This is a genomic window from Curtobacterium sp. NPDC089991, assembly GCF_044748425.1.
Lineage (GTDB): Bacteria > Actinomycetota > Actinomycetes > Actinomycetales > Microbacteriaceae > Curtobacterium.
The window spans coordinates 561,202-586,510 of sequence record NZ_JBIVGB010000001.1 but is presented as its reverse complement, the minus strand read 5'-3'; the positions used below and the strand labels follow the sequence as shown (position 1 = coordinate 586,510).

Genomic DNA, 25,309 nt, shown 5'->3' with positions numbered 1-25,309 from the left:
CGCCTGACGGGTAGGCTTGCCGGGTGGACAACGCAGCCTTCCCCGTCACCGCCGATGCCGTCCGCGGCCTCATCGACCACGCGATCCTGAAGCCCGAGCTCACCCGCTCGGACGTCGACGCCCAGCTCGACGAAGCCGCCGCGTACCGGGTCTTCAGCGTGTGCGTCCGGCCCAGCGACGTCGCCTACGCCGTCGAGCGTCTCCGGGGCACCGGCGTCGGCGTCGGGACGGTCATCGGCTTCCCGCACGGCACCACGTCCACCGCGGCCAAGGTCGCCGAGTCGCTGCAGGCCCTCGCCGACGGTGCCTTCGAGCTCGACATGGTGCAGAACATCGGCGCCGCGAAGTCCGGCGACTGGGAGCGCGTCGAGCAGGACGTCCGCGCCGTCGTCGACGCTGCCGGGTCCACCGTCGTCAAGGTCATCCTCGAGACCGCGTTCCTGACCGACGACGAGATCGTCGCAGCCTCGCGTGCCGCGCAGTCCGCCGGTGCCGCGTTCGTGAAGACCTCCACCGGGTTCGCCGGCGGCGGGGCGACGACCGAGCACATCGCGCTGATGCGCCGCACGGTCGGAGCCGACACGGGCGTCAAGGCCTCGGGCGGTGTCCGCGGGCTCGACACCCTGCTCGAGATGGTGGACGCCGGGGCCAACCGCATCGGCACGAGTGCGTCGGCGCGCATCCTCGACGAGGTCGCGCACCGCGTCGAGACCGGTGCCGCGTCGTCGCAGGGTGACGACACCAGCTCCTACTGACCCACCGCGACACGACCTGATCCACCGCACGACGACCTGACCCGACCGACCCACCACCTGCCAGGCCGGGGCCCACCGGACGCGACGCCGCGTCCGGGAGCCGCCCCGGGCCTCCAGACCGCCGCATCGGAGCGCGCATGTCCAGCACCGCACCCCAGTCCCCCGCCCTCGCACTCGCCGTCGACCTCGGCGGCACCAAGGTCGAGGCCGCCCTCGTCACCGACCAGGGGGTCGTCCTGCCGGGCACGCGCTTCCGCAGCCCCACCGGGCCGCAGCGCACGTCCGACGAGCTGCAGGCCGCCGTCGACGAGGTCGTGACGAGCGCGCTGGCCACGGTCCCGACCGGCGCGACCCTGGTCGGCGTCGGAGTCGGCTCGGCCGGCCCCGTCGACGAGGAGCACGGCCTCGTCTCCCCGCTCAACATGCCGGTGTGGCGCGGCCACCCGCTGCGCGACCGCATCGCCGCGCTCGTGCCCGAGGGCGTGCCGGTCACGCTGCGCATGGACGGCCTGGCGATCACGCTGGCCGAGCACTGGGTCGGTGCGGCCCAGGGGTACGACCACGTCATGGGCATGATCGTGTCGACGGGCGTCGGCGGAGGTCTCATCCTGCACGGCCGCACCGTCAGCGGCCCGACGGGCAACGCGGGGCACATCGGGCACGTGGAGTGCGGCGGCTACGACGATCCGTGCGCCTGCGGCGGCACCGGCTGCCTCGAGGCGATCGCCAGCGGCCCGAAGACCGTCGCCTGGGCGCAGCGCCAGGGGTTCGACGGGTCCACCGGCGAAGAGCTGTCCGCGGCGTACGCGGCCGGCGACGAGATCGCGGTCGCCGCGGTCAAGCGCAGCGGCCGGGCGCTCGGGCAGGCGATCGCAGCGGCGACGAGCCTCGTCGACCTCGAGGTCGTGGCGGTCGGCGGCGGGTTCTCCCACGTCACGCCGGACCTGTTCGAGTACGCACGCGAAGCGGTGGCGGAGCGCGTCGAGTTCGGGTTCGTGACGAAGGTGCGCATCGTGCCGACGGCGCTGTCGCAGGACGGCCCGCTCATCGGCGCGGCGGCACTCGTGCACCGCGCCGACGTCCTGCGCTGACGTCCTGCGCTGAGCGGACCGCGCCGACGCCGACCTGGAGGCTCGGTGCGGGCCCGCCACGGGCCTCCAGGCCGGTCCGCGGCTTGTCCACAGGCATGTCGGTCGCGTGCGCAGGTCGGGCAGGATGTGCGGGTGCCCCGCCCGCGACTGCTGACCAGTGACGACTGGCCGGAGCCCGAGCTGCGTGCGGCGGTCCTCGCCGGCGAACTCGTCCCAGTCGGACCGTGCTGGGCCTCCCCTGCCGAGCCCCAGACGCCGTCGTTGCGTGCCGCCGCTGCCGCCTGGGTCCTGCGGGATGGGCGGCTGATCGCCTGCACCCTGACGGCCGCGTGGATCTGGGGTGCGGCGTCCAGACTGCCGGCACCGCTCGAGGCCTGCATCCCGCCGCAGGTCCGCGTGCACGTCGGGCCGGACGTGCGCCTGCGGGAGGTCCGGTTCCAGGCTGACGACAGCGCCGTCCTCGGAGGGCTGCGGGTCACGATGCCGGCGCGGACCGCGGTCGACCTGCTCCGGATGCCGGGCCTCTCGGCCGGCGCGTTCGGGGAGGCCGAGGCGACGGCCGTGCACGGGCTGCTGGCGATCGGGGCGGTCACCGCGGCCGAACTGCAGGTGCGGCTGACCGCCCTCGGGACGATCCCGATGGTGCGGCAGGCCGAGCGGCGGTTGCGGGGGCTGCAGGACGCCGCTGGGGGCGCTGGAGGCGCTGGGGGCGTTGTCCGGTAGTGCGTCGCGGGTGCGAGCGGTCACAACACCCCGCTCGCGTCCGCCGAGTGGTCGCGAACTGTCGGTCGGCGGGGCCGCAGCCGACGGTTTGTGACCGGTCGACGGGGCCCGCGCGACGAGTCACGACCGGCGGATGGTCGGGCGTCGGCCGGACGTCGGGCGGGAGGCGCGGGGCGGGGGCGCCACGGGCCTCCCGTCCGGAGCGTGCGAGCGGTCACAACACCCCGCTCGCGTCCGCCGAGTGGTCGCGAACTGTCGGTCGGCGGGGCCGCAGCCGACGGTTTGTGACCGGTCGACGGGGCCCGCGCGACGTGTCGCGACCGACGGATGGTCGTGCCGCGCGGGGCACTGCCGCGGCGGTGGCCGTGCTCAGCCCGCGCTGACGCGGTAGACGTCGTAGACGGCGTCGATGCGTCGGACCGCGTTCAGCACCCGGTCGAGGTGGATGGTGTCACCCATCTCGAACACGAACCGACTGAGCGCCAACCGGTCGGACGAGGTCGAGACCGTCGCCGACAGGATGTTGACGTGGTGGTCGGTGAGCACCCGGGTGACGTCGCTGAGCAGCCCCGACCGATCGAGCGCCTCGATCTGGATCTGCACGAGGAACACCGACTTCGACGACGGGGCCCACTCGACCTCGATCATCCGGTCGGGCTCGTTCATCAGGGACTTGACGTTCGTGCACGACGACTGGTGCACCGAGACGCCCTGGCCGCGGGTGATGAACCCGACGATCTGGTCGCCCGGCACCGGCGTGCAGCACTTCGCGAGCTTCACCAGGATGTCCGGCGCACCGCGCACCAGCACGCCGCTGTCGCTCGTGCGCAGCTGTCGGCTCGTGACCTGGCGCGGGAACGTGAGCTCCGGCTCGTCGGTCTCGGTGTCGCTCTGGACGCTGCCCAGGACCTTCTCGATGACGGACTGCGTCGAGACGTGCCCCTCGCCGACCGCGGCGTACAGGGCCGAGACGTCGTCGTACCGCATCGACGAGGCGACCTCGGCGATGGTGTCCTGGCTCATGATCCGCTGGAGCGGCAGGTTCTGCTTGCGCACGGCGCGGGCGATGGCGTCGCGGCCCTGCTCGATCGCCTCTTCGCGGCGCTCCTTGGTGAACCACTGCTTGATCTTGTTCCGCGCCCGGGGGCTCTTGACGAACTTCAGCCAGTCCTGCGACGGACCGGAGTCGGGGTTCTTCGACGTGAAGATCTCGACGACGTCGCCACTCGACAGCGAGCTCTCGAGCGGGACGAGGCGACCGTTGACCTTGGCGCCCATGGTGCGGTGCCCGACCTCGGTGTGCACGGCGTACGCGAAGTCCACCGGGGTGGCGCCGGCGGGCAAGCCGATGACCTTGCCCTGCGGCGTGAAGACGTAGGTCTCCTTCGCGCCGATCTCGTAGCGGAGCGAGTCGAGGAACTCCCCCGGGTCGCTCGTCTCGGCCTGCCAGTCGGTGATGTGCGCGAGCCACGCCATGTCCTGGTCGTCGGTGGTCGACGAGGTCCCGACGTCTCGGCCGGCGGCACGCTGCTTGTACTTCCAGTGCGCGGCGACACCGAACTCGGCGCGCTGGTGCATCTCGTGCGTGCGGATCTGGATCTCGACCGGGCGCCCTTGCGGCCCGAGCACGCTGGTGTGCAGCGACTGGTACAGGTTGAACTTCGGCGTCGCGATGTAGTCCTTGAACCGGCCGGGCAGCGGCGTCCACCGCGCGTGCACCGAACCGAGCATGGCGTAGCAGTCGCGCACCGTGGGCACGAGCACCCGGATGCCGACGAGGTCGTAGATCTCGTCGAACTCGCGACCCCGCACGATCATCTTCTGGTAGATCGAGTAGTACTGCTTCGGCCGCCCCATGACCTCGCCGCGGACCTTCGCGGCCTTCAGGTCCTTCTTGAGCGTGCCGATGACGTTCTGGACGAACTGCTCGCGCTTCGGCTGCCGTTCCTTGACCAGGCTGTCGATCTCGACGTAGAGCTTCGGGTGCAGGACCGCGAAGGACAGGTCCTCGAGCTCGAGCTTGATCATCTGGATGCCGAGCCGGTGCGCGAGGGGCGCGTAGATCTCGAGCGTCTCCTTCGCCTTGCGGGTGGCGGAGGTGGACTCGACGAAGCCCCAGGTGCGGGCGTTGTGCAGCCGGTCGGCGAGCTTGATGACCAGCACGCGGATGTCCTTCGACATCGCGATGACCATCTTGCGGACCGTCTCGGCCTGGGCGCTGTCGCCGTACTTGACCTTGTCGAGTTTCGTGACGCCGTCGACGAGCATGGCGATCTCGTCGCCGAAGTCGACCTGCAGCTGGTCGAGCTGGTAGTCGGTGTCCTCGACCGTGTCGTGGAGCAGCGCGGCGGCGATCGTGATCGGCCCGATGCCCAGGTCGGCCAGGATCTGGGCGACCGCGACGGGGTGTGTGATGTACGGCTCGCCGGACTTGCGCTTCTGACCGTCGTGCGCGCGCTCGGCGACGGAGTACGCGCGCTCGATGAGCGTGACGTCGGCCTTGGGATGGTGCGAGCGCACCGTGCGGATCAGGGTGTCCACGGCACCGGCCGGCTGGGCGCGGGAGAACAGGCGCGGCAGCAGCGACCGGAGGGAACCGAGGTTGCCCGTCGTGTTCGGTCCGAGGGGGCTGGTCGGCCGCTGGGCGGAGCCGGGGCGGCTCGGCGCGGACGGCTCTTCGCGGGTGTCCGTCATGATGCGCCTCCCAGGACTCGGTCCGAGAGCTCGATCCGAGCTCGATCCGCCAACACTACGCGTGTCCGGTCAGTGCTCGTGACCCGGTTCGCCCTGGGCGTCGCGGACCACCGGTGCGCCGGACTGCTCCCAGGCGACCATGCCGCCGGTCAGGTTGACCGCGGAGACACCGGACTGTTCGAGTGCCGCCACCACCCGGGCCGAACGAGCACCCGAGTGGCAGACGATGATCGCCGGTTCGTCGCCGCCGTCGATCTCCTGCCAGCGGTTCACCAGCTCGGACATCGGGACGAGCGTGGCCTCGGGAGCGTGGACCTGGTCCCACTCCCCCTGCTCACGGACGTCGAACAACCGCGACCCCGACTCGAGCCGGCGACGCGCCTCGGCGACGTCGACCTCGGTGATCTCGATCGGCATCAGGCGGTCGCCTTCGCGTCGGCGTCGACCTCGCGCTGGCGCTTCTCGGCCGCCTGGATCTTCTTGGCGTCGGCCTGCTTGATCTTCGGCTCGTTCTCGCGCAGCTGGGCGTACATCGGCGACGCGATGAAGATCGTCGAGTAGGTGCCGACGATGATGCCGATGAACAGTGCGAGCGAGATGTCGCGGAGCGTGCCCGCACCGAGCACGTACGACCCGATGAACAGGATCGCCGCGACCGGCAGCAGCGCCACGACGGAGGTGTTGATCGAGCGGACGAGCGTCTGGTTCACCGCGAGGTTCACCGACTGCTTGAACGTGCGGATCGACTCCTGAGAGGTGTTCTCACGCACCTTGTCGAAGACCACGACGGTGTCGTAGAGCGAGTACCCGAGGATCGTCAGGAAGCCGATCACCGCCGCGGGCGTGACCTCGAGCCCGACGATGCCGTAGACACCGGCCGTGATCAACAGGTCGTGGACCAGCGCGGCCATCGCGGAGAGCGACATCTTCCAGGTGCGGAAGTACAGCGTCATGAAGACGGCGGCCAGGGCGAGGAAGATCACCAGACCGCGGATCGCCTGGGCGAGCACGTCGGCGCCCCAGGTGGCACCGATGAACGTCGCGGCGACCTGGCTCTCCGGCACGTCGTACGCCTCGGCCAGGGCGTCCTGCACCTCGGTCGTCTGACGGTCGGTGAGCTGGCCGGTCTGCACGCGGATGCCGTGCGTCCCGAGCTGGGAGACGCGCGGGATCTCGTCCGAGACGACACGCTCGACGGTGTCCGTCGCGATGCTCTGGTCGGTGTTCTTGACGTCCGACAGGGTGAACTCGGAACCACCGGTGAACTCGATGCCGAGCTGGTACCCGCCGCGCAGCCACGGGGTGGCGAGCGAGATCACGATCATGATGAGCGCGATGAGGTACCAGGTCTTGCGTCGTCCGATGATGTCGTACGACCGCTTGCCCGTGTAGAGGTCGCTGCCGAACTGGCTGAAGCTGGCCATCAGTCGTCCTTCCCGTCCGGCGTCGAGCCGTTGTCGCCGGAGGCCTGCTGGGCCTTCCGCTCCGCGATCGTCTGTCGGCGCTGCGCCTCACCGGCGCTGCGCTGGCGCTTGCCGTCCACCACGGGGGCGCGGAACTGCGCACGCCCCTTGTAGACCGCACCGAGCGCCGCTGGGTCGAGCCCGCTGAACTTGTGCCCCTCGCCGAAGAACCGGGTGCGGGAGATGAGCTGCATCATCGGGTGGGTGAAGAGCGCGACCACCACGATGTCGATCAGCGTCGTGAGGAGCAGCGTGAACGCGAAGCCCTTCACGTCGGCGACCGCGAGCACGTACAGGGTGACGGCGGCGAGGAAGTTCACCGCGTCGGACGCCAGGATCGTGCGGAGTGCGCGCTTCCAGCCGGACTCGACCGCACTCTCGAGTGCGCGACCGTCGCGGAGTTCGTCACGGATGCGTTCGAAGTAGACGATGAACGAGTCCGCCGTGATGCCGATCGCGACGATCAGACCCGCCACACCCGCCAAGGACAGGCGGTAGTCGACGCGCCACGACATGATCGCGATGACCAGGTAGGTCAGGACGGCTGCCACTCCGAGCGAGAGCACCGTGACGAACGCGAGCGCCCGGTACTGGATGACGGAGTAGATGATCACCAGGCCGAGGCCGATCAGGCCCGCGACGAGACCACCGATGAGCTGCGCCGTGCCGAGCGTCGCCGAGATGTTCTCGTTCGACTGCACCTGGAAGTTGATCGGCAGTGCACCGTACTTGAGCTGGTCGGCGAGCGTCTTCGACGACTCGGCCGTGAACGAGCCGGTGATCTGCGCCTTGCCGTTGGTGATGGCGGAGTTCGTGGACGGGGCCGTGATGACCGAGCCGTCCAGCACGATCGCGAACTGGTTCTGCGGTGCCTGCAGCGAGACGAGGCGGTTCGTGACGGTGCGGAAGTCCTTCGTGCCCTGGCCGTCGAAGGTCAGGTTGACGGCCCACTGGCCCGTCGACGTGCCCTGCGAGTCGGTGGCCAGACCCGAGGTGGCGTTGCTGATGTTCGCACCGGAGACCTCGACCGGGCCGAGGATGTACTTCGACGCACCGTCGGCGTCACACGTGACGAGGGGCTCGTCGTCCGGCGCCGAGGTGACGTCGTCCGGAGCCGCGCAGTTGTAGTTGGTGTACAGGTCCTGCAGCGCCGGGGTGATCCAGTTGACGTCGCTGGCGTTCGTCGGCTTCGCGCTCGGCGTCGCTGCGAGCGATGCGGGCGGCGAGTACGGCGTCGGCGAGGCGGTGGACTTCCCGTCGTCACCGACGGCGGAGTTCGTCGCGGCCTCGGTGAAGAGCACGGGGCGGAACGTCAGCTTCGCCGCTGCCTCGATGCGGTCGATCGTGGCCTTGTCGGGCCGACCGGGGATCGACACGACGATGTTGTTCGCACCCTGCGTGTTGATCTCGGTCTCGGAGACACCGGTGGCGTTGATGCGCTGGCGGATGATCTCCACCGCCTGCTGCAGCTGCTGCGAGGTCACCGAGTCGCCCTCGGTGTTCTGCGCCGCGAGGGTCAGCTGCGTGCCGCCCTGCAGGTCGAGTGCGAGCTCCGGTACCCAGCTCGCGCCCTGGTACCACTTGTCCGTGTCGTCCTTCGAGCTGCCGGCGAGGATCGTCGCGGCGGTGTTCAGGCCGGCGAGGATCGCCATCAGGATCACCAACCAGGTGAGCGAGCGCAGCGCCTTCTTGACGGGTGTCGATCGTGCCACCGGTCGTCTCGTCTTTCTGTTCAGGACCATCGGCGCTCAGGCACGACGGCAGAGGGAAGCCGCCGGGTCAGACGACCCGGCGGCCGAGGGCGTCAGTCGTCGGACTTGCGCTTCGAGTCGGTCTCGTCGAGGCGGTCGTTGTCGACCCGCTCGCCGTAGACCGGCTCCCCGTTGAGTTCGGCGACGGGCTTGGCCTCGTCCTCCGGCGTCGCGGTGGTCTCGATGTCGGAGGCACTGTCGTCGACGACGCGCGACAGGGTCTGGCGGTGCACGGTGACGACGGTGCCGGGGGCGATCTCGACGTCGGCGGTGACCTTCTCGTCGTCGACGGAGAGGAGCGTGCCGTACAGGCCGAAGGACAGCATCACGCGAGCACCCGGCACCATCTTGGTGGCGAGCTCGCCCTGCTGCTTCTTGCGCTTGCGGCTGTTGTAGAACATGAAGGCCGCGAACGCCACGACGATGACGATGAGGATGACTTCTTGACCCATGATGCAGTTGCCTTCTCTGGTTGCTCGGTTTCGGGCCGTAGCAGTCTAGGGCACGCCACTGTGCGTGGCATGTCACCCGACCGATCGGCCGCTAGTCGGTGGTGTCGGTGTCGTCGAACAGGCCCGGGAGCGGCCCGACGCCCTGCCCTGGGGTGAGGCCGAGGTGCCGCCACGCGACCGGGGTCGCGATGCGGCCGCGCGGGGTGCGCGTGACCAGACCGACCCGGACGAGGAACGGTTCGACGACCGACTCGATGGTCTCGGACTCTTCTCCGACCGAGACCGCGAGGGTGTTCAGCCCCACCGGTCCGCCGTCGAAGCGGGTCAGCATGATCTCGACCACGGCGCGGTCGAGGCGGTCGAGGCCGAGCTCGTCGACGTCGTACAGGTCGAGTGCACCCTGGACGGCCGCCATGCCGTCGGTGGTGCGGTGCACGAGGGCGTAGTCGCGGACCCGGCGGAGCAGCCGGTTCGCGATGCGCGGGGTGCCCCGGGAACGCCCGGCGATCTCCCGCAGCGCCGATCGGTCGATGTCGAGCTCGAGCAGGTGCGCGGCGCGGATCAGGACCTGTTCGAGTTCGTCCTTCTCGTAGAACTCGAGGTGCGCCGTGAAGCCGAAGCGGTCGCGGAGCGGGTTCGGCAGCAGGCCGGCGCGGGTGGTCGCGCCGACCAGGGTGAACGGGGCGAGGTCGAGCGGGATGCTCGTCGCGCCGGCGCCCTTGCCCACCATGACGTCGATCCGGAAGTCCTCCATCGCCAGGTAGAGCATCTCTTCCGCCGAGCGCGCCATCCGGTGGATCTCGTCGATGAACAGGACCTCGCCCGGCACGAGCGACGACAGGACGGCAGCCAGGTCGCCCGCGTGCTGGATCGCCGGACCGCTCGACATCCGCAACGGACGCCCGGTCTCGTGCGCGACGATCATCGCGAGCGTGGTCTTGCCGAGGCCGGGAGGACCCGCCATCAGGATGTGGTCCGGGGTGCGGTCCTGCATGCCCGCCGCCTTGAGCAGCAGGTCGAGCTGCCCGCGCACCTTGCGCTGGCCGACGAACTCGTCGAGCGACCGCGGCCGGAGTGCACCTTCGAACGCGAGTTCTTCCTGCGACTCGGCTCCGGCTGACGTGATGCCGCTCATCGACCGGCACCGGCGGGCCGGAGCGCACCGAGCGCGGCGCGGAGCAGCGCCTGCGTGCCCATGGCCGCGGCCCCTGGCTCGTTCGCGACGGTCTCGTCGACGGCGGTCTGTGCTGCGTCCTCGCGCCAGCCGAGGCCGATCAGTGCGGAGACGACGTCGGTCGCGGCCGGGTGGGCAGCAGTGCCGCGGCCGGCGGTGACGACGGCGGCCTGCTCGAACGCGGCGAGCTTGCCGGTGAGCGCGAGGATGATGAGCTTCGCGGTCTTCGGGCCGATGCCGGAGACCTTGCGGAAGGCGCCGTCGTCGTCCTTCGCGACGGCGTTCGCGACCTGCGACGGGTCCATGTGGGCCAGGACGCCCATCGCGGACTTGGGCCCGACGCCCGTAACGCTGCGCAGCAGGTCGAACACCTGGAGTGCGTCGATCGACTCGAAGCCGAAGAGCAGGTGCTCGTCTTCGCGCACGATCATCGCGGTGCGGACGAACACCTCGGACCCGTGGCGCATCGTCAGTGCGTGGGCCGGGGTCACGGTGACGGCGTACCCGACTCCCCCGGCCTCGATCACCACGCCGGAACCGGCGATGTCGATGCAGGTACCCCGGAGACTCGCGATCATGCCCCGAGCCTACGGCCGCCCACCGACGCGGCCGACGAGCCACGCGGTCGGGCCGCAGCAGCGGCCGCACGGGCGAGCGGGGAGTCGACGGTGCCGCCCTGTGCGTCGCGCCACGCGCGTTGTGCCGGGGTGAGGTTCGTGGCACGTTCGCCGGCGACGTCCGGTGATCCGAGCCTCCAGGCATGGCACACGGCCAGCGCGAGCGCATCGGCGGCGTCGGCCGGCTTCGGGGCCTCGGCCAGACCGAGCACGCGCGCGATCATCGTCTGCACCTGGCGCTTGTCGGCGTTGCCGTAGCCGGTCACGGCCGCCTTGACCTCGGACGGCGTGTGCAGGCCGACGGGCAGCCCGCGAGCCGCCGCGGCGTGCAGCGCGAGCCCGGCCGCCTGGGCGGTGCCCATCACGGTGCGGACGTTCGCCTGGGCGAACACCCGCTCGACGGCGACCGCGTCCGGGTGGTGCTCGTCGATCTCGGCGGCGATGCCGTCGGCGATGCGGAGCAGCCGCTGTTCGAGCGGCATGTCCGCCGGGGTGCGCACGACCGTCACGTGGACGAGCCGTGCGCGCCGGTTCGGTGCGACCTCGACGACGCCGACGCCGCACCGGGTGAGCCCGGGGTCCACCCCGAGCACACGGAGCACGGCTACTCGCCCTCGTCCTCGTCGAGCTCGGCCTGGACGTCCGCCGGCACGTCGAAGTTGGCGTAGACGTTCTGCACGTCGTCGCTGTCCTCGAGTGCGTCGATCAGGCGGAAGACCTTGCGGGCGGTCTCGGCGTCGACCGGCACCTTGAGGCCGGGGACGAACTCGGCGTCGGCCGAGTCGTAGTCGATACCGGCGTCCTGCAGCGCGGTGCGGGCCGCGACGAGGTCGCTCGCCTCGGTGATGATCTCGAAGCCGCCGCCCTGGTCGATGACGTCCTCGACACCGGCGTCGAGCACGGCGGTCATGACGGTGTCCTCGTCGAGGCCGTCGGTCTTCGTGACCGAGATGACGCCCTTGCGCGAGAAGTTGTAGGCGACGCTGCCCGGGTCGGCCATCGTGCCACCGTTGCGGGACATCGCCGTCCGGACCTCGGCCGCTGCGCGGTTCTTGTTGTCGGTGAGGCACTCGATCAGCATCGCGACGCCGTTCGGGGCGTAGCCCTCGTACATGATCGTCGTGTACTCGATCGACTCACCGGTCAGGCCGGCACCGCGCTTGACGGCGCGGTCGATGTTGTCGTTCGGGACCGAGGTCTTCTTGGCCTTCTGGATCGCGTCGACCAGCGTCGGGTTGCCCGACAGATCGGCGCCGCCCATCTTCGCGGCGACCTCGATGTTCTTGATGAGCTTGGCGAACGACTTGGCACGGCGGCCGTCGATGACGGCCTTCTTGTGCTTGGTCGTCGCCCACTTGGAATGCCCGGACACGGTTCTCCTTGCGTCTTGCGGAAAGTCGGGCTCAGTTTACCCAGCCGGGAGGCCCGGCGCCGCCCCGCCCCGCCGGTGCGGGCACGCAGGTGGCCGGGCCCAGGGCCCGCGGGCGGTCGTGCCCAGAGCCCGGGGGCCGCGTCAGGCGCTGCGCACCATGGCGAGGAAGCGGCGGTGGAATCGGTCCTCGCCGGCGACCTCGGGGTGGAACGCACTGGCGAGGACGTTGCCCTGCTGCACCGCGACGACCTGCCCGTCCGCCAGTGCGCCGAGGACCTGGACGCCGGGGCCGTGCTGCTCGACCACCGGGGCACGGATGAAGACCGCGTGCACGGGGGCGTCGCCGAGCTCGGGCATCGGGACGTCGACCTCGAACGAGTCGTTCTGGCTGCCGAACGCGTTCCGACGAACCGTGGTGTCGAGCACGTCGAGGGTCTGCTGGCCGCGGATGCCGTCGGTAATCCGCGACGACAGCATGATCATGCCGGCACACGTGCCGTACGTCGGCAGGCCGTCGCGGATGGCAGCAGCGAGGGGCTCGGCGACGCCGAACGCCCGGGACAGCTTGTCCATCACGCTCGACTCGCCGCCGGGGATCACGACGCCGTCGAGCGCCGCGACCTCCTCGGGGCGACGGAGCGGCACCACGTCGGCGCCGAGCTCCGTCAACGAGGCGATGTGCTCGCGGAAGTCACCCTGCAGTGCCAGGACCCCGATGCGGGGCCGAGCACTGCTCGTCGTGCTACCAGCCACGCTCGGCGAGGCGGTGCGGTGCGGGGACGTCGGCGACGTTGATGCCGACCATCGCCTCGCCCAGACCACGCGAGACCTCGGCGATGACCTTGGGGTCGTCGTGGAAGGTGACGGCCTTGACGATCGCGGCGGCACGCTTCGCCGGGTCGCCGGACTTGAAGATGCCGGAGCCGACGAACACGCCGTCCGCGCCGAGCTGCATCATCATCGCGGCGTCGGCCGGGGTGGCGACGCCACCGGCGGTGAAGAGCACGACGGGGAGCTTGCCGGTGCGGGCGACCTCGCGCACGATCTCGAACGGCGCCTGCAGCTCCTTGGCGGCGACGTAGAGCTCGTCTTCCTTGAGGTGGCGCAGCGCCGCGATCTCCTTGTTGATCGTGCGGATGTGCTTCGTGGCCTCGGACACGTCACCCGTGCCGGCCTCGCCCTTGGAACGGATCATCGCAGCGCCCTCGGTGATGCGACGGAGCGCCTCGCCCAGTTCAGTGGCACCGCAGACGAACGGCGTGGTGAAGTTCCACTTGTCGATGTGGTTGACGTAGTCGGCGGGCGAGAGCACCTCGGACTCGTCGATGTAGTCGACGCCGAGCTCCTGCAGGATCTGCGCCTCGACGAAGTGGCCGATGCGGGCCTTCGCCATGACGGGGATCGACACGGCGGCGATGATCTCCTCGATCATCGACGGGTCGGACATGCGGGCGACGCCGCCCTGTGCGCGGATGTCGGCGGGGACGCGCTCGAGGGCCATGACCGCGGTCGCGCCGGCTTCTTCCGCGATGCGGGCCTGCTCGGCGTCGACGACGTCCATGATGACGCCGCCCTTGAGCATCTCGGCGAGGCCGCGCTTGACGCGGTCGGAGCCGGTGATCGAGGTGCCAGGGGTGCCGGAGGTGCTGGTGCTGTCGCTCATGATGCCGATCAGTCTAGTCCGCTGCCGGCCAGCCCTCGGCGACCAGTCGGCGGGTGTCCCCGAGCATCTGGGACATCGACTTCGTCCGCGCGATGATCGGGAAGAAGTTCGCGTCGGACTGCCACCGCGGCACGATGTGCTGGTGCAGGTGTGCGGCGATGCCGGCCCCCGCGACCTCGCCCTGGTTCATGCCGATGTTGAAGCCGTCGCAGTGCGAAACGGTGCGCAGGACCCGCATCGCGGTCTGGGTCAGCTCGCCCATCTCGCGCAGCTCGTCCGGCGTGGCCTCGTCGTACAGCGGCACGTGGCGGTACGGGCAGACCAGCAGGTGTCCGTTGTTGTACGGGAACAGGTTGAGCAGCACGTAGGCGTGCTCGCCCCGGGCGACGATGAGGGCGTCCTCGTCGGACTTCCGCGGTGCCTCGCAGAACGGGCAGTCGTCCGCGTGCCCGCGGCCCGTGCCCTCGCGCCCGGCGTCGATGTACGCCATCCGGTGCGGGTTCCACAGGCGCTGGAAGGCATCCGGGACGGCCGCACCGGTGGCGGCGTCCCGGATGACCAGCGGGTCCTGCTCGTCCGTCATCAGACCTGCGCGCGCTCGCGGATCGCCGTCAGGATGCGGTCGACCGCTTCGTCCACGGGTACGGCGTTGTCCTGGCGCCCGTCACGGAAGCGGAACGAGACCGCACCGGCGTCGCGGTCGTCGCCGCCCGCGATGAGCTGGAACGGCACCTTCGCCTTGGTGTGCGTGCGGATCTTCTTCTGCATGCGGTCGTCCGAGTGGTCGACCTCGGCGCGGACGCCGTGCGACCGGAGCTTCGCGATGACCTCGTCGAGGTAGTCGCCGTACTCAGCCGCGACGGGGATGCCGACGACCTGCACCGGCGACAGCCAGGCCGGGAACGCGCCGGCGTAGTGCTCGGTCAGCACGCCGAAGAACCGCTCGATCGAGCCGAACAGCGCGCGGTGGATCATCACCGGGCGCTGGCGGGAGCCGTCGGCCGCGGTGTAGTCGATGCCGAAGCGCTCGGGCAGGTTGAAGTCGAGCTGCACGGTCGACATCTGCCAGGTGCGGCCGATGGCGTCGCGGGCCTGTACCGAGATCTTCGGGCCGTAGAAGGCGGCCCCGGCGGGGTCGGGCACGAGCTCGAGACCGGACTCCTCGGCGACCTCGCGCAGGGTGTTCGTCGCGACGTCCCAGACCTCGTCGTCGCCGACGTACTTCTCCGGGTCCTTCGTGGAGAGCTCGAGGTAGAAGTCGTCGAGGCCGTAGTCGCGCAGCAGCGAGAGCACGAACTCGAGCGTCGTGGTCAGCTCCTCCTTCATCTTCTCCTGCGTGGTGAAGATGTGCGCGTCGTCCTGCGTCATGCCACGGACCCGGGTGAGGCCGTGGATGACGCCGGACTTCTCGTTGCGGTAGACCGTGCCGAACTCGAACATCCGGAGCGGCAGGTCGCGGTAGGAACGCGGCTGCGACCGGTACGCCAGGATGTGCATCGGGCAGTTCATCGGCTTGAGGTAGTAGTCGGCTCCCTGACGCGTGACGTTGCCGTCCTCGTCCTTCGCCTCGTCCATGTGCATGGCCGGGAACATGCCGTCCTTGTACCAGCCGAGGTGCCCGGAGGTCTCGAACAGGTCGCCCTTGGTGATGTGCGGCGTGTAGACGAACGAGTAACCGTTCTCCTCGTGCCGACGGCGCGAGTAGTCCTCCATCTCGCGGCGGATGATGCCGCCCTTCGGGTGGAAGATCGCCAGGCCGGAACCGATCTCGTCGGGGAACGAGAACAAGTCGAGTTCGGCACCGAGCTTGCGGTGGTCGCGCTTGGCGGCTTCTTCGAGGCGCACCAGGTACGCCTTGAGCTGGTCCTTGTCGGGCCAGGCGGTGCCGTAGATGCGCTGCAGCTGCGGGTTCTTCTCGGAGCCGCGCCAGTAGGCGGCCGCGACGCGCATGAGCTTCGCGGCGTTGCCGATCCAGCGGGTGTGCGGCACGTGCGGGCCCCGGCAGAGGTCCTGCCAGACGACCTCGCCCGACTTCGGGTCGACGTTCTCGTACACGGTGAGCTCGCCGGCGCCGACCTCGACGCTCTCGCCGGAGTCGCCGTCGGTCGCCGCACCCTTGAGCCCGATGAGCTCCTGCTTGTACGGCTCCCCCGCCATCAGCTCGCGTGCCTGCTCGTCGGTGACGACCACGCGGCGGAAGCGCTGGGCCTGCTTGACGATGCGGTCCATGCCCTTCTCGATGGCCTTGAGGTCCTCGGGGGTGAAGGGCTCGGCGACGTCGAAGTCGTAGTAGAAGCCGTCGGTGACGGGCGGCCCGATGCCGAGCTTGGCCTCGGGGTTGATCTGCTGGACGGCCTGCGCGAGCACGTGCGCGGCCGAGTGGCGGAGGATGTCGAGCCCGTCCTGCTCCTGCAGGGTGACGGCCTCGGCGGTCTCGCCGGCGGCGACGTCGGCAGCGAGGTCCTTGAGGACACCGTCGACGCGGATCGCGACGACGCCGCGCTCACCGTCGAAGAGCTCGGTGCCCGTCGTGGTCGTCGTCGCGGTGCGGGGCTCGGGTGCCTGGGGCACGGCTGCGGGCTCGGCGCTCTCCGGCGCTGCGGCGACTGACTCGGTCACGATGATGGGACTCCTCGATCGAAATGGTGCGTCAAGACTAGTGCGCGCGTGGGGCTCAGGCGGGCACGGCGCCGAGCGTCGTGACGGGCAGGCGCGGCTCGAGTCGCTCGCGTCCGTTCAGCCCGTCGAGCTCGAGCAGCGCGGCGAACCCGACCGCCTGGTAGCCCGCGCGTTCGAGCAGCGTGATGGTGGCGGCGCCGGTCCCACCGGTGGCGAGGACGTCGTCGACGACGAGGACCCTGGTGCCCCCGGGGAGCTGGCCCGGACGCAGCTCGAGCTCGGCCTCGCCGTACTCGAGTGCGTACTGCTCGCTGAGGACCTCGCCCGGCAGCTTGCCGGCCTTGCGCACGGTGAGCACACCCACCTGGTGCTGCGCGGCGATCCCGCCGGCGAGGGCGAAGCCCCGTGCCTCGATGCCGGCGACGGCGTCGAACCCGGCACCGACGGCGAACGGCGCGGCGAGTGCCTCGCACACGCGGCCGAACGCGACGGCGTCCGAGAACACCGGCGTCACGTCACGGAACAGCACCCCCGGCTTCGGGAAGTCCGGGACGACGGCGGTCAGGCGTTCGACGAGTGCAGCTGCGGTTTCGGTCACCCGCCAACGGTACGGGAGGCCCGGGGTGCGTCCGGACGCCCCGCACGGTGCGAGGGGTGTCCGGGGTGGTGCGAGGTTCCGTACTCGGTGGCTCCCGGAGGGGCGGTCACCGAGTACGGAACCTCGCACGGTTCGGGCGGCGGGCGGCCGGGCGGCCGGCTCAGCGCCAGGCGCGCATGAGTGCGGCCTGCAGGAACAGGTCGTTCTCGCGCTGCTGCCGCTCGCGGTCGAGTTGCAGCCGTGTTGCGTGGTCGATCACCGGACGGACCCGGCGGGTCCGCCGGCTCCAGATGATGAGCGACATGCCGATGCGCAGCGCGATGCGGTCGGTGAGGGAGACCCGGTGGCGCGCTGCGCGGGTATCGGGAGGACGGGTGGCGGTCTTCGATGACACGGTGATCCCTTTCAGGGCATGACGGAGTTGCCCGGCACACGGGCAGGAGTGGACTGCCCGGCACACGGGCAGGACGGAATGAATGCGTGAGAATGCATTCCGCGGTCACCGGAGGAATGTCCGACGACGCGGTACTGAATGACTTCCGGTACCGAGAGCGTCGCACCGACCGCCGACATTCTCCGGCGACGATCGACGCAGTCCGATTGCGTGCGCGGAGCACACGGGTCGGGACCGATCGGCGATCGACGGAGCCGGTTCGACGCGAGCCAGAACGGCTCAGCGCGAGGTGTCAGGCGACGGACTCGTCACGAGACGAGGATCGAACGACACGAATGTCGGCAGAAGGCGGAACGCTCCGGGTCAGCGGACGCGGAACGGGGTGCCGACGCGTCCACGGATTCCACGGAACGGAGTGGTTGCGGTGATCATCATGGTCGGCCCCCTTTCGGTCTCGAGCTGTCGGAGTCGTTCCCCGGCTGCACTGCAGCGGTTCGCGACGAGTGAACACTATCGGCCCCGCAATTCGCAGCGCAACCCCTTTCTCCGATTTCTCCGGAATTGCATTCCCGAACACCCCGCACCGCACCCGGACGCCACGAAGGCCCGGTACCGAATCGGTACCGGGCCTTCGTGGGCGAACGGCTGCTACAGCGTCGCGGGTTCCGCCACCGCTGCCGTCAGCACGTCGTCGACGACGTCGATCCGCACGGTGTCCCCGGCGGTCACACCACCGTCGACCACGAGCGTCGCGATGCGGTCGTCGACCTCGCGCTGGATGAGCCGGCGGAGCGGACGGGCGCCGTACTCGGGCTCGTACCCGTGCTCGGCGAGCCAGTCGATCGCTGCGTCGGAGACGGAGAGCACCATGTCCTGCGCGACGAGCCGGAGCGCCGTGTCCTGCAGCAGCAGTGACACGATCGACGTGATCTGCGACCGGTCGAGCTTGCGGAAGAGCACGATCTCGTCGATGCGGTTGATGAACTCCGGCCGCATGGCCTCGCGGAGCTTGCCCATCACCCGGGCGCGGAGGTCGTCCTCGCCGTACCCGTCAGTGGAACCCACGGGCGCGAAGCCGAGGGCACCCGACCGCGAGGCCAGGAACTCCGAGCCGATGTTCGACGTCATGATCACGACGGTGTTCCGGAAGTCCACCGTGCGACCCTGACCGTCGGTCAGTCGACCGTCGTCCAGCACCTGCAGCAGCAGGTTGAACACGTCGGGGTGCGCCTTCTCGACCTCGTCGAGCAGGATCACCGAGTACGGGTTCCGACGCACGCGTTCGGTGAGCTGCCCGGCCTCGTCGTAGCCGACGTACCCGGGAGGCGCCCCGACCAGCCGCGAGACGGTGTGCCGCTCGCCGAACTCGCTCATGTCGAAGCGGAGCATGGCGGACTCGTCACCGAACAGCGACGACGCCAGGGCCTTCGCCAGTTCGGTCTTGCCGACGCCGGTCGGACCGAGGAACAGGAAGCTCCCGACGGGTCGACGCTGGTCGCCCATGCCGGTCCGGCTGCGTCGGACGGCCTTCGCGATCGCCGCGACGGCGTCGTCCTGGCCGACGACGCGCTCGTGCAGTTCCTGCTCGAGCACGGCGAGCCGCGAGCGGTCGCCCTGGGTCAGGCGCGTCGCCGGGATGCCGGTGGCACGCGACACCACACCGGCGATGTCGCGTTCCGTGATCGAGGTGCCCACGGATTCGGGACGGGAGGCGCGGGGAGCGTCCGCCGACGTGGCGGCGGCGATCCGGGCCTCCAGTCCGACCGTCTCGTCGCGCAGGCGCGACGCCTCTTCGTACAGTTCCCCGGCGACCGCGCGGTCCTTCTCGGCGAGCAGCTCGGCGACCTGGTCCCGCAGGGCCTCGACGTCGACGGCACCCGAGCGGGCGAGCCGGCGCCGTGCACCGGCCTGGTCGATGAGGTCGATGGCCTTGTCCGGCAGGTGCCGGTCGGTGACGTACCGGTGCGAGAGCTCGACGGCGGCGCGCAGCGACTCCGGCGTGTAGACGACGCCGTGGTGCTCCTCGTACCGGGGTGCGAGGCCGGTCAGGATCGCGACGGCGTCCTCGACGCTCGGCTCCCCGACCGTGACCGGCTGGAAGCGACGCTCGAGGGCGGCGTCCTTCTCGATCCGGCGGTACTCGTTCAGGGTCGTCGCGCCGACCAGGTGCAGGTCGCCGCGGGCGAGCCGGGGCTTGAGGATGTTGCCGGCGTCCATCGAGCCGCCCTCACCGCCACCACCGGCGCCGACAACGGTGTGGAGCTCGTCGACGAAGACGATGAGCTCGTCGGCGTGCGCCGCGATCTCGTCCATGGCCTTCGTCAGGCGCTCCTCGAAGTCGCCGCGGTACCGGGTGCCGGCGAGCATGCCGGGCAGGTCGAGGGCGATGACCCGCTTGCCCTGCAGCAGCGACGGGACGTCGCCGTCGACGATGCGCTGGGCGAGTCCCTCGACGATGGCGGTCTTGCCGACGCCGGGCTCGCCGATCAGGACGGGGTTGTTCTTGGTGCGACGGAGCAGGATCTCGACCGCCTGCTCGATCTCGTCGGCGCGACCGATGACGGGGTCGATGCGACCGTCACGGGCCCGCGCGGTGAGGTCGGTGCCGAACTGGTCGAGGGTCGGGGTGTCGCTGTCGCTGTCGGTGTCGGCCGTTCCGGTCGTTGCACCGGTTCCTGGCATGGGGCGCCCCTCTCGTGCTGCTGCCGCGGCCTGCTGGGCGTAGTCCTGCATGGCTTGCGGGGTGACACCGGCGCTGGCGAGCAGCTGCCCGGTGACGGTCTCCTGGTCGGTCACGAGCGCGAAGAACACGTGCTCGGGGTCGGTGTAGGTGCTGCCGAAGCCCCGTGCGGCCTGGGTGGCCTCGACGAGGATGCGCTGCGCCGTGCCGGTCAGGGCCGGGCGGCCGGTCTGCTCGGGCTGCGGCTCGCGGGCCATCGGCAGGCGCTGCTCGATCTCGGCGGCGAGGCGCTCGGGGTCGACCCCGGCGGAACGGACGACGGCGTCGAACGGCTCGGTGCGGACGAGCACGTGCAGCAGGTGCAGCGCGTCGAGCTCGTGCTGCCCCTGCGACACCGCGTACTCGGCGGTGTGCTGGAGCAGCTCGTGGGTACGGCGGCTGAGGAGCCGCGTGATGTCCACCGGTCGGCCGAACGCACGGGGGCGCTGCGGGTCACCGGTGTTCTGCGCCGCGAGGAGGCGGGCGAGGAACTCGTCGAACGAGTCACTGCCGCCGGTCGGGCCGAACGTCTCTGGCAAAGGGACCTCCTGGGGAACTTGAGTGCCTTCGACTCAATGCAACGCAGGAGTGCCGGGGTCATTCCCGGTCGTGGGAGAAACTTGCGGCGACCCGACTCAGGTCCGCGCGATGGCTGCCGAGATCGCCTCGGTGACCCGCGCGAGGTCGGCCGGAGCCACCTCGATGTCGAACCCGCGGCGCCCACCGGAGACGAAGATGCTGTCGTACGCCAGGGCCGACTCGTCGAGCACGGTCCGGATCCGGGACTTCTGGCCGACCGGGCTGATGCCGCCGACGACGTACCCGGTGCGCTTCTCGGCGAGGGCCGGATCGGCCAGCGTCGCCTTCTTGCCACCGACCGCTGCCGCGATGGCCTTGAGGTCGAGCCGGTTCGCCACCGGCACGATCGCCACCGCCAGCGCGCCGTCGACCGAGACGACCAGGGTCTTGAAGACCTGCTCCTCGCGGAGGCCGAGTGCGGCGGCGGCTTCCTCGCCGAAGTTCGTGGCGCTCTCGTGGTGGTCGTACACGTGCGGCGTGTACGACACCCCGGCTCGGTCGAGCGCGACGGTCGCTGGGGTGCTCGGCGAACCTGCGGTCATGCGGCGATCCTCTCCCGTGCTGCCGTCCTGTCCGTGGCGGCACGCGGGCGTTACGCTGAACCGACCATGACCGTCGCCCTGCTGATCCTCCGCGCCGCCGCTGCGCTGGTGCTCGGTGCGCCCGCGGTCGGCGACCCCGCGGCCGGCGTCCTGCCGCTGCTGGCGGTGGCCGCGCTCGGCCTGACGGCCGTCGCCGTGGCGGTCGTCGTTGCGCAGGTCCTGGCCACGGTGCTGGCGACGGTGCTCGGGCTGCGGCCGACGGGCGTCGAGCCCGCTGCGGTACCGGACCTCGTCACCCGCATCGCGTGGAGCCACCCCGATGCCGACGGGCACGTCCGATCGCGTGCTCCGGGAGTCGTCGGCCCGGCCTGACCACCGACCGGTGGCCGGGCCCCTCGCGACCCCTCCTGCGAACCACCACCGATCGGAACCGTCATGGACCTGTCCACCCTGCCCCTCGTCGGCCCGCTGCTGCACGGCGGCGCGGACCTCGTCGCCGCCCTGACCGCGGCGCTCTCCCCCACCACGGGCTCGTTCGCCGCGGCGATCGCCGTCGTGCTCCTGACCCTGGCCGTCCGGGCCGTGCTCGTGCCGCTGTCCGTCCTGCAGGTCCGAGCGGAGCGCGACCGACGTCGGCTCGCGCCGCAGCTCGCCGCCCTGCGGAAGCGCCACGGGAAGAACGCCGAACAGCTGCAGCGTGCCGTCCAGCAGCTCTACACGAACGAGAAGGTCTCACCCCTGGCCGGCTGCCTGCCCGTCCTCGCGCAGGCCCCGGTGCTGTCCCTCGTCTACGCCCTGTTCACGCACGCGTCGATCGGCGGCACGGCCAACGCCCTGCTCGAGGCGACCCTGGTCGGGGTCCCGCTCGGGCACTCGCTCGTCGTCACGCTGACGTCGCCGCTCTGGGTGCACGCCTGGGTCGTCGTCCTGCTGCTGGCCGTGCTCGCCGCCGTCGTCGAGCTCGGCCGTCGCGCGAACCTGCGCTGGAACCCGGTGCCGACGCCCGAGCCGGGCGCCCAGGTGCCCGGTGCGGCAGCGACCGCCGCGATCGGACGGTTCGCGCCGTTCATCACGGTCGTGTTCGCCGCGCTCGCGCCACTCGCCGCCGCGCTGTACGTCGTGACGAGCGCCGCGTGGACGGCGGGCGAGCGGGCCGTGCTGCGCCGGGTGATCCGGTAGCGCGGGCGCGTGGCGTCGGCCCGGCGTCAGCCGCCCTGGCCCTCCTGCTGCGGCCCCTGGTCCACCGGGTCGTACTCGGTGCCGCGACCCTGTTCCTCGTCGGCGGTCGGCACGTGGCGTTCCGTGCCGGTTCCGCCGGGGCTCGTCGCCACGTAGTCGGCCTCGCCGGACTGGGTGTCGTGGCTCAGCGGCTCGAGGGTCTCCGGGTCGGCGTCGTGCCGCGGTTCGGGTTCGGTGCTCATGCGTCACGCCTACTCCCCTCGTTCTGGGTGCGCGCCGCCGCCCCGGCAGTGCCACGATGAAGGGAGTCCACGCGACCGGCAGATCGGGAGTGCGCATGGCCCACGACGACGTGGCAGCGGAACGGGCACGGCTTGAGGCCGTCGCCTGGGGAGCGGCATCGAGCCCCGCCGACGCGGCGCGCGCCCGGATCGCGCTGCAGGACCTGGCGAGCGGGCGGCGGCCGGGTGGACGGCGAGCGGTCGCGGGAGTCGCCTCCGACACGGGGCCCGACGGGCGGCCGGGAGGCACGGCCCCGGCCAGCGGGCAGGTCGCGTCCCCCGAGCGGTCGGCTCCACTGCCCGGCTCGTCGCCAGAACGGTCGGCTCCACCGTCCGTGCCCTCGCCGGAGCGCCCGGCCCCGCAGCGCGCGACGGTTGCTGCCGAGCCGGATCCATCGCTGCGAACGGACCCGACCCCGCGAACGGATGCCGGACCGTGGGCGGCGACCGAAGCCCGAGAACCCGACCGTCCCGACGACGCGGGTGACGACGGCGGGGGTGAGCCGGGCCTCCCGGTCGGACCGACGCGACGGTCCCGGTGGCGCACGCTGCTCTGGACGGAGCGGCCACGCGTCTGGATCGCGCTCGGCGCGGCAGCGGCGGTCGGGGTGGCGTTCGCCGCCGGCACCGTCGTCGGGCCCGTGCGCGGGGACGTCGCAGCGGCACCGAGCGTCACGCCGACGGCGGGCACGGTCACGCTCGAGCAGCTGCTCGACGTGCCGCAGACCTACGCCGACCAGCTGCCGGGGCCGGTGGAGGCACCCGTGAGCCTGCACTCCACGCGGCTCGTGTTCACGAACCGGGCGCTGGACGGCGGCTCGTTCGACACGCCGTGGGCCGTGTGGGCCGGGGTCGGCACGGACCGGTCGACGATCTGCCTGGTGGCGACGGCGAACCGGATCGAGTCGTCGACGGCGTGCTTCCCGCGCGAGGCAGCGCTGCACGGTTCGGTCTCGATGTCCGCGCAGTCGATGAGCGGGACGTTGACGATCGCGCTGCGAGGCGGCGGCGTGCAGGGTCGGGTGACGAACGAGAACTGAGGGCGCGGATTGTTGGAGCGCTCCGAGAATCTCCTCTGACCCCCTCGCGGGCTGCGGTCCATCGTGCAACACTGGATGAGCGCACTCGCCGTGGAGTCGTACCCACATCACCCACATCCACAGCGAGCGCGCCCCGCAGACCTCCCGGTCATCGTCGTTCCCCCGAACGGCACCGTCGTGCGCTCGCCCGTGCCCCGGAGGAGGTCAGCAGCGTGTCCACCAACACCACCACCTCGGCCGTGTCGACGAACACGCGGCCGATCACCGTCACCACCCAGTCCATCGTCGGCATCGCCGTCCTCGGGCTGGCGACGTTCTTCGCCATCACCACCGAGCTCATGCCCGTCGGGCTGCTCGGCACGATGAGCGCCGACCTCGGTGTGTCCGAGGCCACCATGGGCATCGTCGTGACCGTGTACGCGGGCGCCGTGGCACTCCTGGCGCTCCCGCTCACCGCCTTCACCGCGAAGCTCCCCCGCAAGGCCGTGCTCGTGTCGACGCTCGTCGGCTACACGGTGTCGAACCTCATGATCGCGTTCGCACCGTCGTTCGCCGTCGTCTGCGCCGGCCGGGTCGTCGGTGGCATCGCGCACGCGCTGTTCTTCTCGGTCGCCTCGGCGTACGCCACCCGGATCGTGCCGCCGCGCCTGGCCGGTCGCGCCATCGCGTTCGTGTACTCGGGCAGCTCGCTCGGGTTCGTGCTCGGCGTGCCCGTCGCCACCTGGGTCGCGCAGCACATCGGCTGGCGCCCCGCCGTGTTCTCGATCGGTGTCGCCGCCGCCGTGCTCGCCGCCGTGGCGCTGCTGTTCCTGCCCGCCGTCAGCGGTGCCTCGTCGCCGCACATCGGGTCCCCGAAGGCCTGGGCGCGCACCGGGCTGCTGTCCGTCGTGATCGCCGACCTGCTCCTGTTCGCCGGGCACTACGTCGTCTACACCTACGTCGGGCCCTACGCGATCGACGCCGGACTCGACGCCTCGATGGTGAGCGGTGCACTGCTCGTCCTGGGCGGCACCGGGGTGATCGGCCTGTGGCTCGCGGGCATGTTCGTCGACCGGGCACCCCGCCAGACCCTCATCGCCGCCGTCGCCGTGATGGCCGTCGCGTTCGCCGCGATGCCGTTCGTGCACGGCTCCCTGGTCGGCACGATGGTCGTCGCCGGCGTGTGGATGGCCGCGAACGGCACGACGGGCACGCTCTTCATGGCGGCCGCGATCCGCTCCGGAGGCGTCTCCCCCGACATCGCCGGTGCGCTCATCAACGGTGCGTCGAACATCGGCATCGCCGGCGGCGCTGCCATCGGTGGGCAGGCGCTGGGGATCGTGGGACTGCAGTACCTGCCGTTCGCCGGTGGTGCCGTGCTGCTCGGGTCGCTCGGGGTCGTCGTGCTGGCGCGCCGGGGCTTCCCGGTGCACACGGTCGGGCAGGAGCACCTGTCGACGTCGTCGATCGAGGCGATCACGTCCTCGCTCGCGGTGGTCACCACGTCGGTGCCCGTCGTCGGTCGGGCGATCCAGACCTTGACGGGCTCGGTCGCGACGGTCACGGGCTCGCACCGCACGCACCGCACGCAGTAGCGCGGCGCGCGGGCGGGGGTCGTCCTCGC

The 25,309-nt window shown here is 70.9% G+C and carries 25 protein-coding genes; 7 read left to right on the top strand and 18 right to left on the bottom strand.

Translation table 11 applies throughout. The features are described 5' to 3' along the window. Positions 1–23 precede the first annotated feature (23 nt). The 3 genes from deoC (at position 24) to ACIPV1_RS02780 (ending at position 2,569) form a co-directional block, all read left to right on the top strand. A complete protein-coding gene (gene deoC / locus ACIPV1_RS02790; protein ID WP_131880096.1) occupies positions 24–755 on the top strand; it encodes a deoxyribose-phosphate aldolase in 732 nt (243 codons plus the stop codon). 137 nt (positions 756–892) lie between these two features. Next, on the top strand, positions 893–1,846 hold the full coding sequence (locus tag ACIPV1_RS02785; RefSeq protein ID WP_402725754.1) for an ROK family protein: 954 nt from the start codon (positions 893–895) through the stop codon (positions 1,844–1,846). Between the two features lie 132 nt (positions 1,847–1,978). Continuing rightward, positions 1,979–2,569 (top strand): type IV toxin-antitoxin system AbiEi family antitoxin, encoded by a 591-nt coding sequence (locus ACIPV1_RS02780; protein WP_402725753.1) that lies wholly within the window; start codon positions 1,979–1,981, stop codon positions 2,567–2,569. Positions 2,570–2,938: 369 nt separating this feature from the next. Here the strand turns inward: ACIPV1_RS02780 and ACIPV1_RS02775 are convergent, their stop codons facing one another. The 17 genes from ACIPV1_RS02775 to ybaK form a co-directional block, all read right to left on the bottom strand. Then, complete coding sequence (locus tag ACIPV1_RS02775) at positions 2,939–5,263, bottom strand: bifunctional (p)ppGpp synthetase/guanosine-3',5'-bis(diphosphate) 3'-pyrophosphohydrolase (RefSeq protein WP_228505676.1); 2,325 nt, start codon at positions 5,261–5,263, stop codon at positions 2,939–2,941. Positions 5,264–5,332: 69 nt separating this feature from the next. Then, positions 5,333–5,680 (bottom strand): rhodanese-like domain-containing protein, encoded by a 348-nt coding sequence (locus ACIPV1_RS02770; protein WP_402725752.1) that lies wholly within the window; start codon positions 5,678–5,680, stop codon positions 5,333–5,335. Next, positions 5,680–6,687 (bottom strand): protein translocase subunit SecF, encoded by a 1,008-nt coding sequence (gene secF, locus ACIPV1_RS02765; protein WP_402725751.1) that lies wholly within the window; start codon positions 6,685–6,687, stop codon positions 5,680–5,682. Before secF ends, ACIPV1_RS02770 begins: the two co-directional genes overlap by 1 nt. Further along, entirely contained in the window at positions 6,687–8,438 is a 1,752-nt protein-coding gene (secD, locus tag ACIPV1_RS02760; RefSeq protein WP_123292812.1) for a protein translocase subunit SecD, read from the bottom strand. The genes secF and secD overlap by 1 nt, the downstream gene beginning before the upstream one ends. A 92-nt stretch (positions 8,439–8,530) precedes the next feature. After that, the gene (yajC, locus tag ACIPV1_RS02755; RefSeq protein ID WP_111084040.1) at positions 8,531–8,929 is read right to left on the bottom strand and encodes a preprotein translocase subunit YajC; all 399 of its coding nucleotides are present in this window, start codon (positions 8,927–8,929) and stop codon (positions 8,531–8,533) included. 91 nt (positions 8,930–9,020) lie between these two features. Then, complete coding sequence (gene ruvB / locus ACIPV1_RS02750) at positions 9,021–10,064, bottom strand: Holliday junction branch migration DNA helicase RuvB (RefSeq protein ID WP_111084041.1); 1,044 nt, start codon at positions 10,062–10,064, stop codon at positions 9,021–9,023. After that, positions 10,061–10,681, bottom strand: a complete 621-nt coding sequence (gene ruvA, locus ACIPV1_RS02745; protein ID WP_402725750.1) for a Holliday junction branch migration protein RuvA — start codon at positions 10,679–10,681, stop codon at positions 10,061–10,063. The genes ruvB and ruvA overlap by 4 nt, the downstream gene beginning before the upstream one ends. After that, the gene (gene ruvC, locus ACIPV1_RS02740; RefSeq protein WP_111084043.1) at positions 10,678–11,322 is read right to left on the bottom strand and encodes a crossover junction endodeoxyribonuclease RuvC; all 645 of its coding nucleotides are present in this window, start codon (positions 11,320–11,322) and stop codon (positions 10,678–10,680) included. Before ruvC ends, ruvA begins: the two co-directional genes overlap by 4 nt. Positions 11,323–11,324: 2 nt before the next feature. Then, positions 11,325–12,092, bottom strand: coding sequence for a YebC/PmpR family DNA-binding transcriptional regulator (locus tag ACIPV1_RS02735; RefSeq protein ID WP_111084044.1), 768 nt, complete (start codon positions 12,090–12,092; stop codon positions 11,325–11,327). A 141-nt stretch (positions 12,093–12,233) separates the two neighbouring features. After that, positions 12,234–12,845, bottom strand: a complete 612-nt coding sequence (gene pdxT, locus ACIPV1_RS02730; protein WP_402725749.1) for a pyridoxal 5'-phosphate synthase glutaminase subunit PdxT — start codon at positions 12,843–12,845, stop codon at positions 12,234–12,236. Beyond that, entirely contained in the window at positions 12,835–13,755 is a 921-nt protein-coding gene (gene pdxS / locus ACIPV1_RS02725) for a pyridoxal 5'-phosphate synthase lyase subunit PdxS (RefSeq protein WP_123292809.1), read from the bottom strand. The genes pdxT and pdxS overlap by 11 nt, the downstream gene beginning before the upstream one ends. 13 nt (positions 13,756–13,768) lie before the next feature. Continuing rightward, positions 13,769–14,338: an HIT domain-containing protein gene (locus tag ACIPV1_RS02720; RefSeq protein ID WP_123292808.1), complete on the bottom strand. Its 570-nt coding sequence runs from the start codon at positions 14,336–14,338 to the stop codon at positions 13,769–13,771. After that, positions 14,338–16,374 (bottom strand): threonine--tRNA ligase, encoded by a 2,037-nt coding sequence (thrS, locus tag ACIPV1_RS02715; RefSeq protein WP_395873271.1) that lies wholly within the window; start codon positions 16,372–16,374, stop codon positions 14,338–14,340. Before thrS ends, ACIPV1_RS02720 begins: the two co-directional genes overlap by 1 nt. Before the next feature lie 55 nt (positions 16,375–16,429). Then, on the bottom strand, positions 16,430–16,972 hold the full coding sequence (locus tag ACIPV1_RS02710; RefSeq protein ID WP_402725748.1) for an adenine phosphoribosyltransferase: 543 nt from the start codon (positions 16,970–16,972) through the stop codon (positions 16,430–16,432). Between the two features lie 160 nt (positions 16,973–17,132). Further along, positions 17,133–17,366 carry a hypothetical protein gene (locus ACIPV1_RS02705; RefSeq protein ID WP_402725747.1) on the bottom strand — a complete coding sequence of 78 codons (234 nt, stop codon included), beginning with the start codon at positions 17,364–17,366 and terminating at the stop codon, positions 17,133–17,135. A 648-nt stretch (positions 17,367–18,014) separates the two neighbouring features. Continuing rightward, positions 18,015–20,624, bottom strand: a complete 2,610-nt coding sequence (locus ACIPV1_RS02700) for an ATP-dependent Clp protease ATP-binding subunit (RefSeq protein WP_402725746.1) — start codon at positions 20,622–20,624, stop codon at positions 18,015–18,017. Between the two features lie 96 nt (positions 20,625–20,720). Further along, on the bottom strand, positions 20,721–21,206 hold the full coding sequence (gene ybaK / locus ACIPV1_RS02695; RefSeq protein ID WP_111084051.1) for a Cys-tRNA(Pro) deacylase: 486 nt from the start codon (positions 21,204–21,206) through the stop codon (positions 20,721–20,723). Positions 21,207–21,272: 66 nt separating this feature from the next. Between ybaK and ACIPV1_RS02690 the strand changes: the two genes are divergently transcribed. Together ACIPV1_RS02690 and ACIPV1_RS02685 are read left to right on the top strand one after the other, a co-directional pair. Next, positions 21,273–21,578, top strand: a complete 306-nt coding sequence (locus tag ACIPV1_RS02690; RefSeq protein WP_402725745.1) for a DUF6412 domain-containing protein — start codon at positions 21,273–21,275, stop codon at positions 21,576–21,578. Positions 21,579–21,641: 63 nt separating this feature from the next. After that, complete coding sequence (locus ACIPV1_RS02685) at positions 21,642–22,385, top strand: YidC/Oxa1 family membrane protein insertase (RefSeq protein WP_402725744.1); 744 nt, start codon at positions 21,642–21,644, stop codon at positions 22,383–22,385. 26 nt (positions 22,386–22,411) lie between these two features. Here the strand turns inward: ACIPV1_RS02685 and ACIPV1_RS02680 are convergent, their stop codons facing one another. Then, entirely contained in the window at positions 22,412–22,627 is a 216-nt protein-coding gene (locus ACIPV1_RS02680; RefSeq protein ID WP_111084054.1) for a hypothetical protein, read from the bottom strand. 647 nt (positions 22,628–23,274) lie between these two features. Between ACIPV1_RS02680 and ACIPV1_RS02675 the strand changes: the two genes are divergently transcribed. Next, positions 23,275–23,706 (top strand): hypothetical protein, encoded by a 432-nt coding sequence (locus ACIPV1_RS02675; protein WP_173168565.1) that lies wholly within the window; start codon positions 23,275–23,277, stop codon positions 23,704–23,706. A gap of 212 nt (positions 23,707–23,918) precedes the next feature. Next, on the top strand, positions 23,919–25,280 hold the full coding sequence (locus ACIPV1_RS02670) for an MFS transporter (protein ID WP_111084056.1): 1,362 nt from the start codon (positions 23,919–23,921) through the stop codon (positions 25,278–25,280). Positions 25,281–25,309 lie beyond the last annotated feature (29 nt).

Bases quoted from the DNA above. Each gene is read 5' to 3' on its own strand.
- ybaK (WP_111084051.1), bottom strand. From the start codon at position 21,206: ATGACCGCAGGTTCGCCGAGCACCCCAGCGACCGTCGCGCTCGACCGA.
- secF (WP_402725751.1), bottom strand. From the start codon at position 6,687: ATGGCCAGCTTCAGCCAGTTCGGCAGCGACCTCTACACGGGCAAGCGG.
- yajC (WP_111084040.1), bottom strand. From the start codon at position 8,929: ATGGGTCAAGAAGTCATCCTCATCGTCATCGTCGTGGCGTTCGCGGCC.
- ruvA (WP_402725750.1), bottom strand. From the start codon at position 10,681: ATGATCGCGAGTCTCCGGGGTACCTGCATCGACATCGCCGGTTCCGGC.
- ACIPV1_RS02775 (WP_228505676.1), bottom strand. From the start codon at position 5,263: ATGACGGACACCCGCGAAGAGCCGTCCGCGCCGAGCCGCCCCGGCTCC.
- pdxS (WP_123292809.1), bottom strand. From the start codon at position 13,755: ATGAGCGACAGCACCAGCACCTCCGGCACCCCTGGCACCTCGATCACC.
- ACIPV1_RS02680 (WP_111084054.1), bottom strand. From the start codon at position 22,627: ATGAGCACCGAACCCGAACCGCGGCACGACGCCGACCCGGAGACCCTC.
- ACIPV1_RS02685 (WP_402725744.1), top strand. From the start codon at position 21,642: ATGGACCTGTCCACCCTGCCCCTCGTCGGCCCGCTGCTGCACGGCGGC.
- ACIPV1_RS02770 (WP_402725752.1), bottom strand. From the start codon at position 5,680: ATGCCGATCGAGATCACCGAGGTCGACGTCGCCGAGGCGCGTCGCCGG.
- ACIPV1_RS02720 (WP_123292808.1), bottom strand. From the start codon at position 14,338: ATGACGGACGAGCAGGACCCGCTGGTCATCCGGGACGCCGCCACCGGT.
- ruvB (WP_111084041.1), bottom strand. From the start codon at position 10,064: ATGAGCGGCATCACGTCAGCCGGAGCCGAGTCGCAGGAAGAACTCGCG.
- ACIPV1_RS02690 (WP_402725745.1), top strand. From the start codon at position 21,273: ATGACCGTCGCCCTGCTGATCCTCCGCGCCGCCGCTGCGCTGGTGCTC.
- ACIPV1_RS02785 (WP_402725754.1), top strand. From the start codon at position 893: ATGTCCAGCACCGCACCCCAGTCCCCCGCCCTCGCACTCGCCGTCGAC.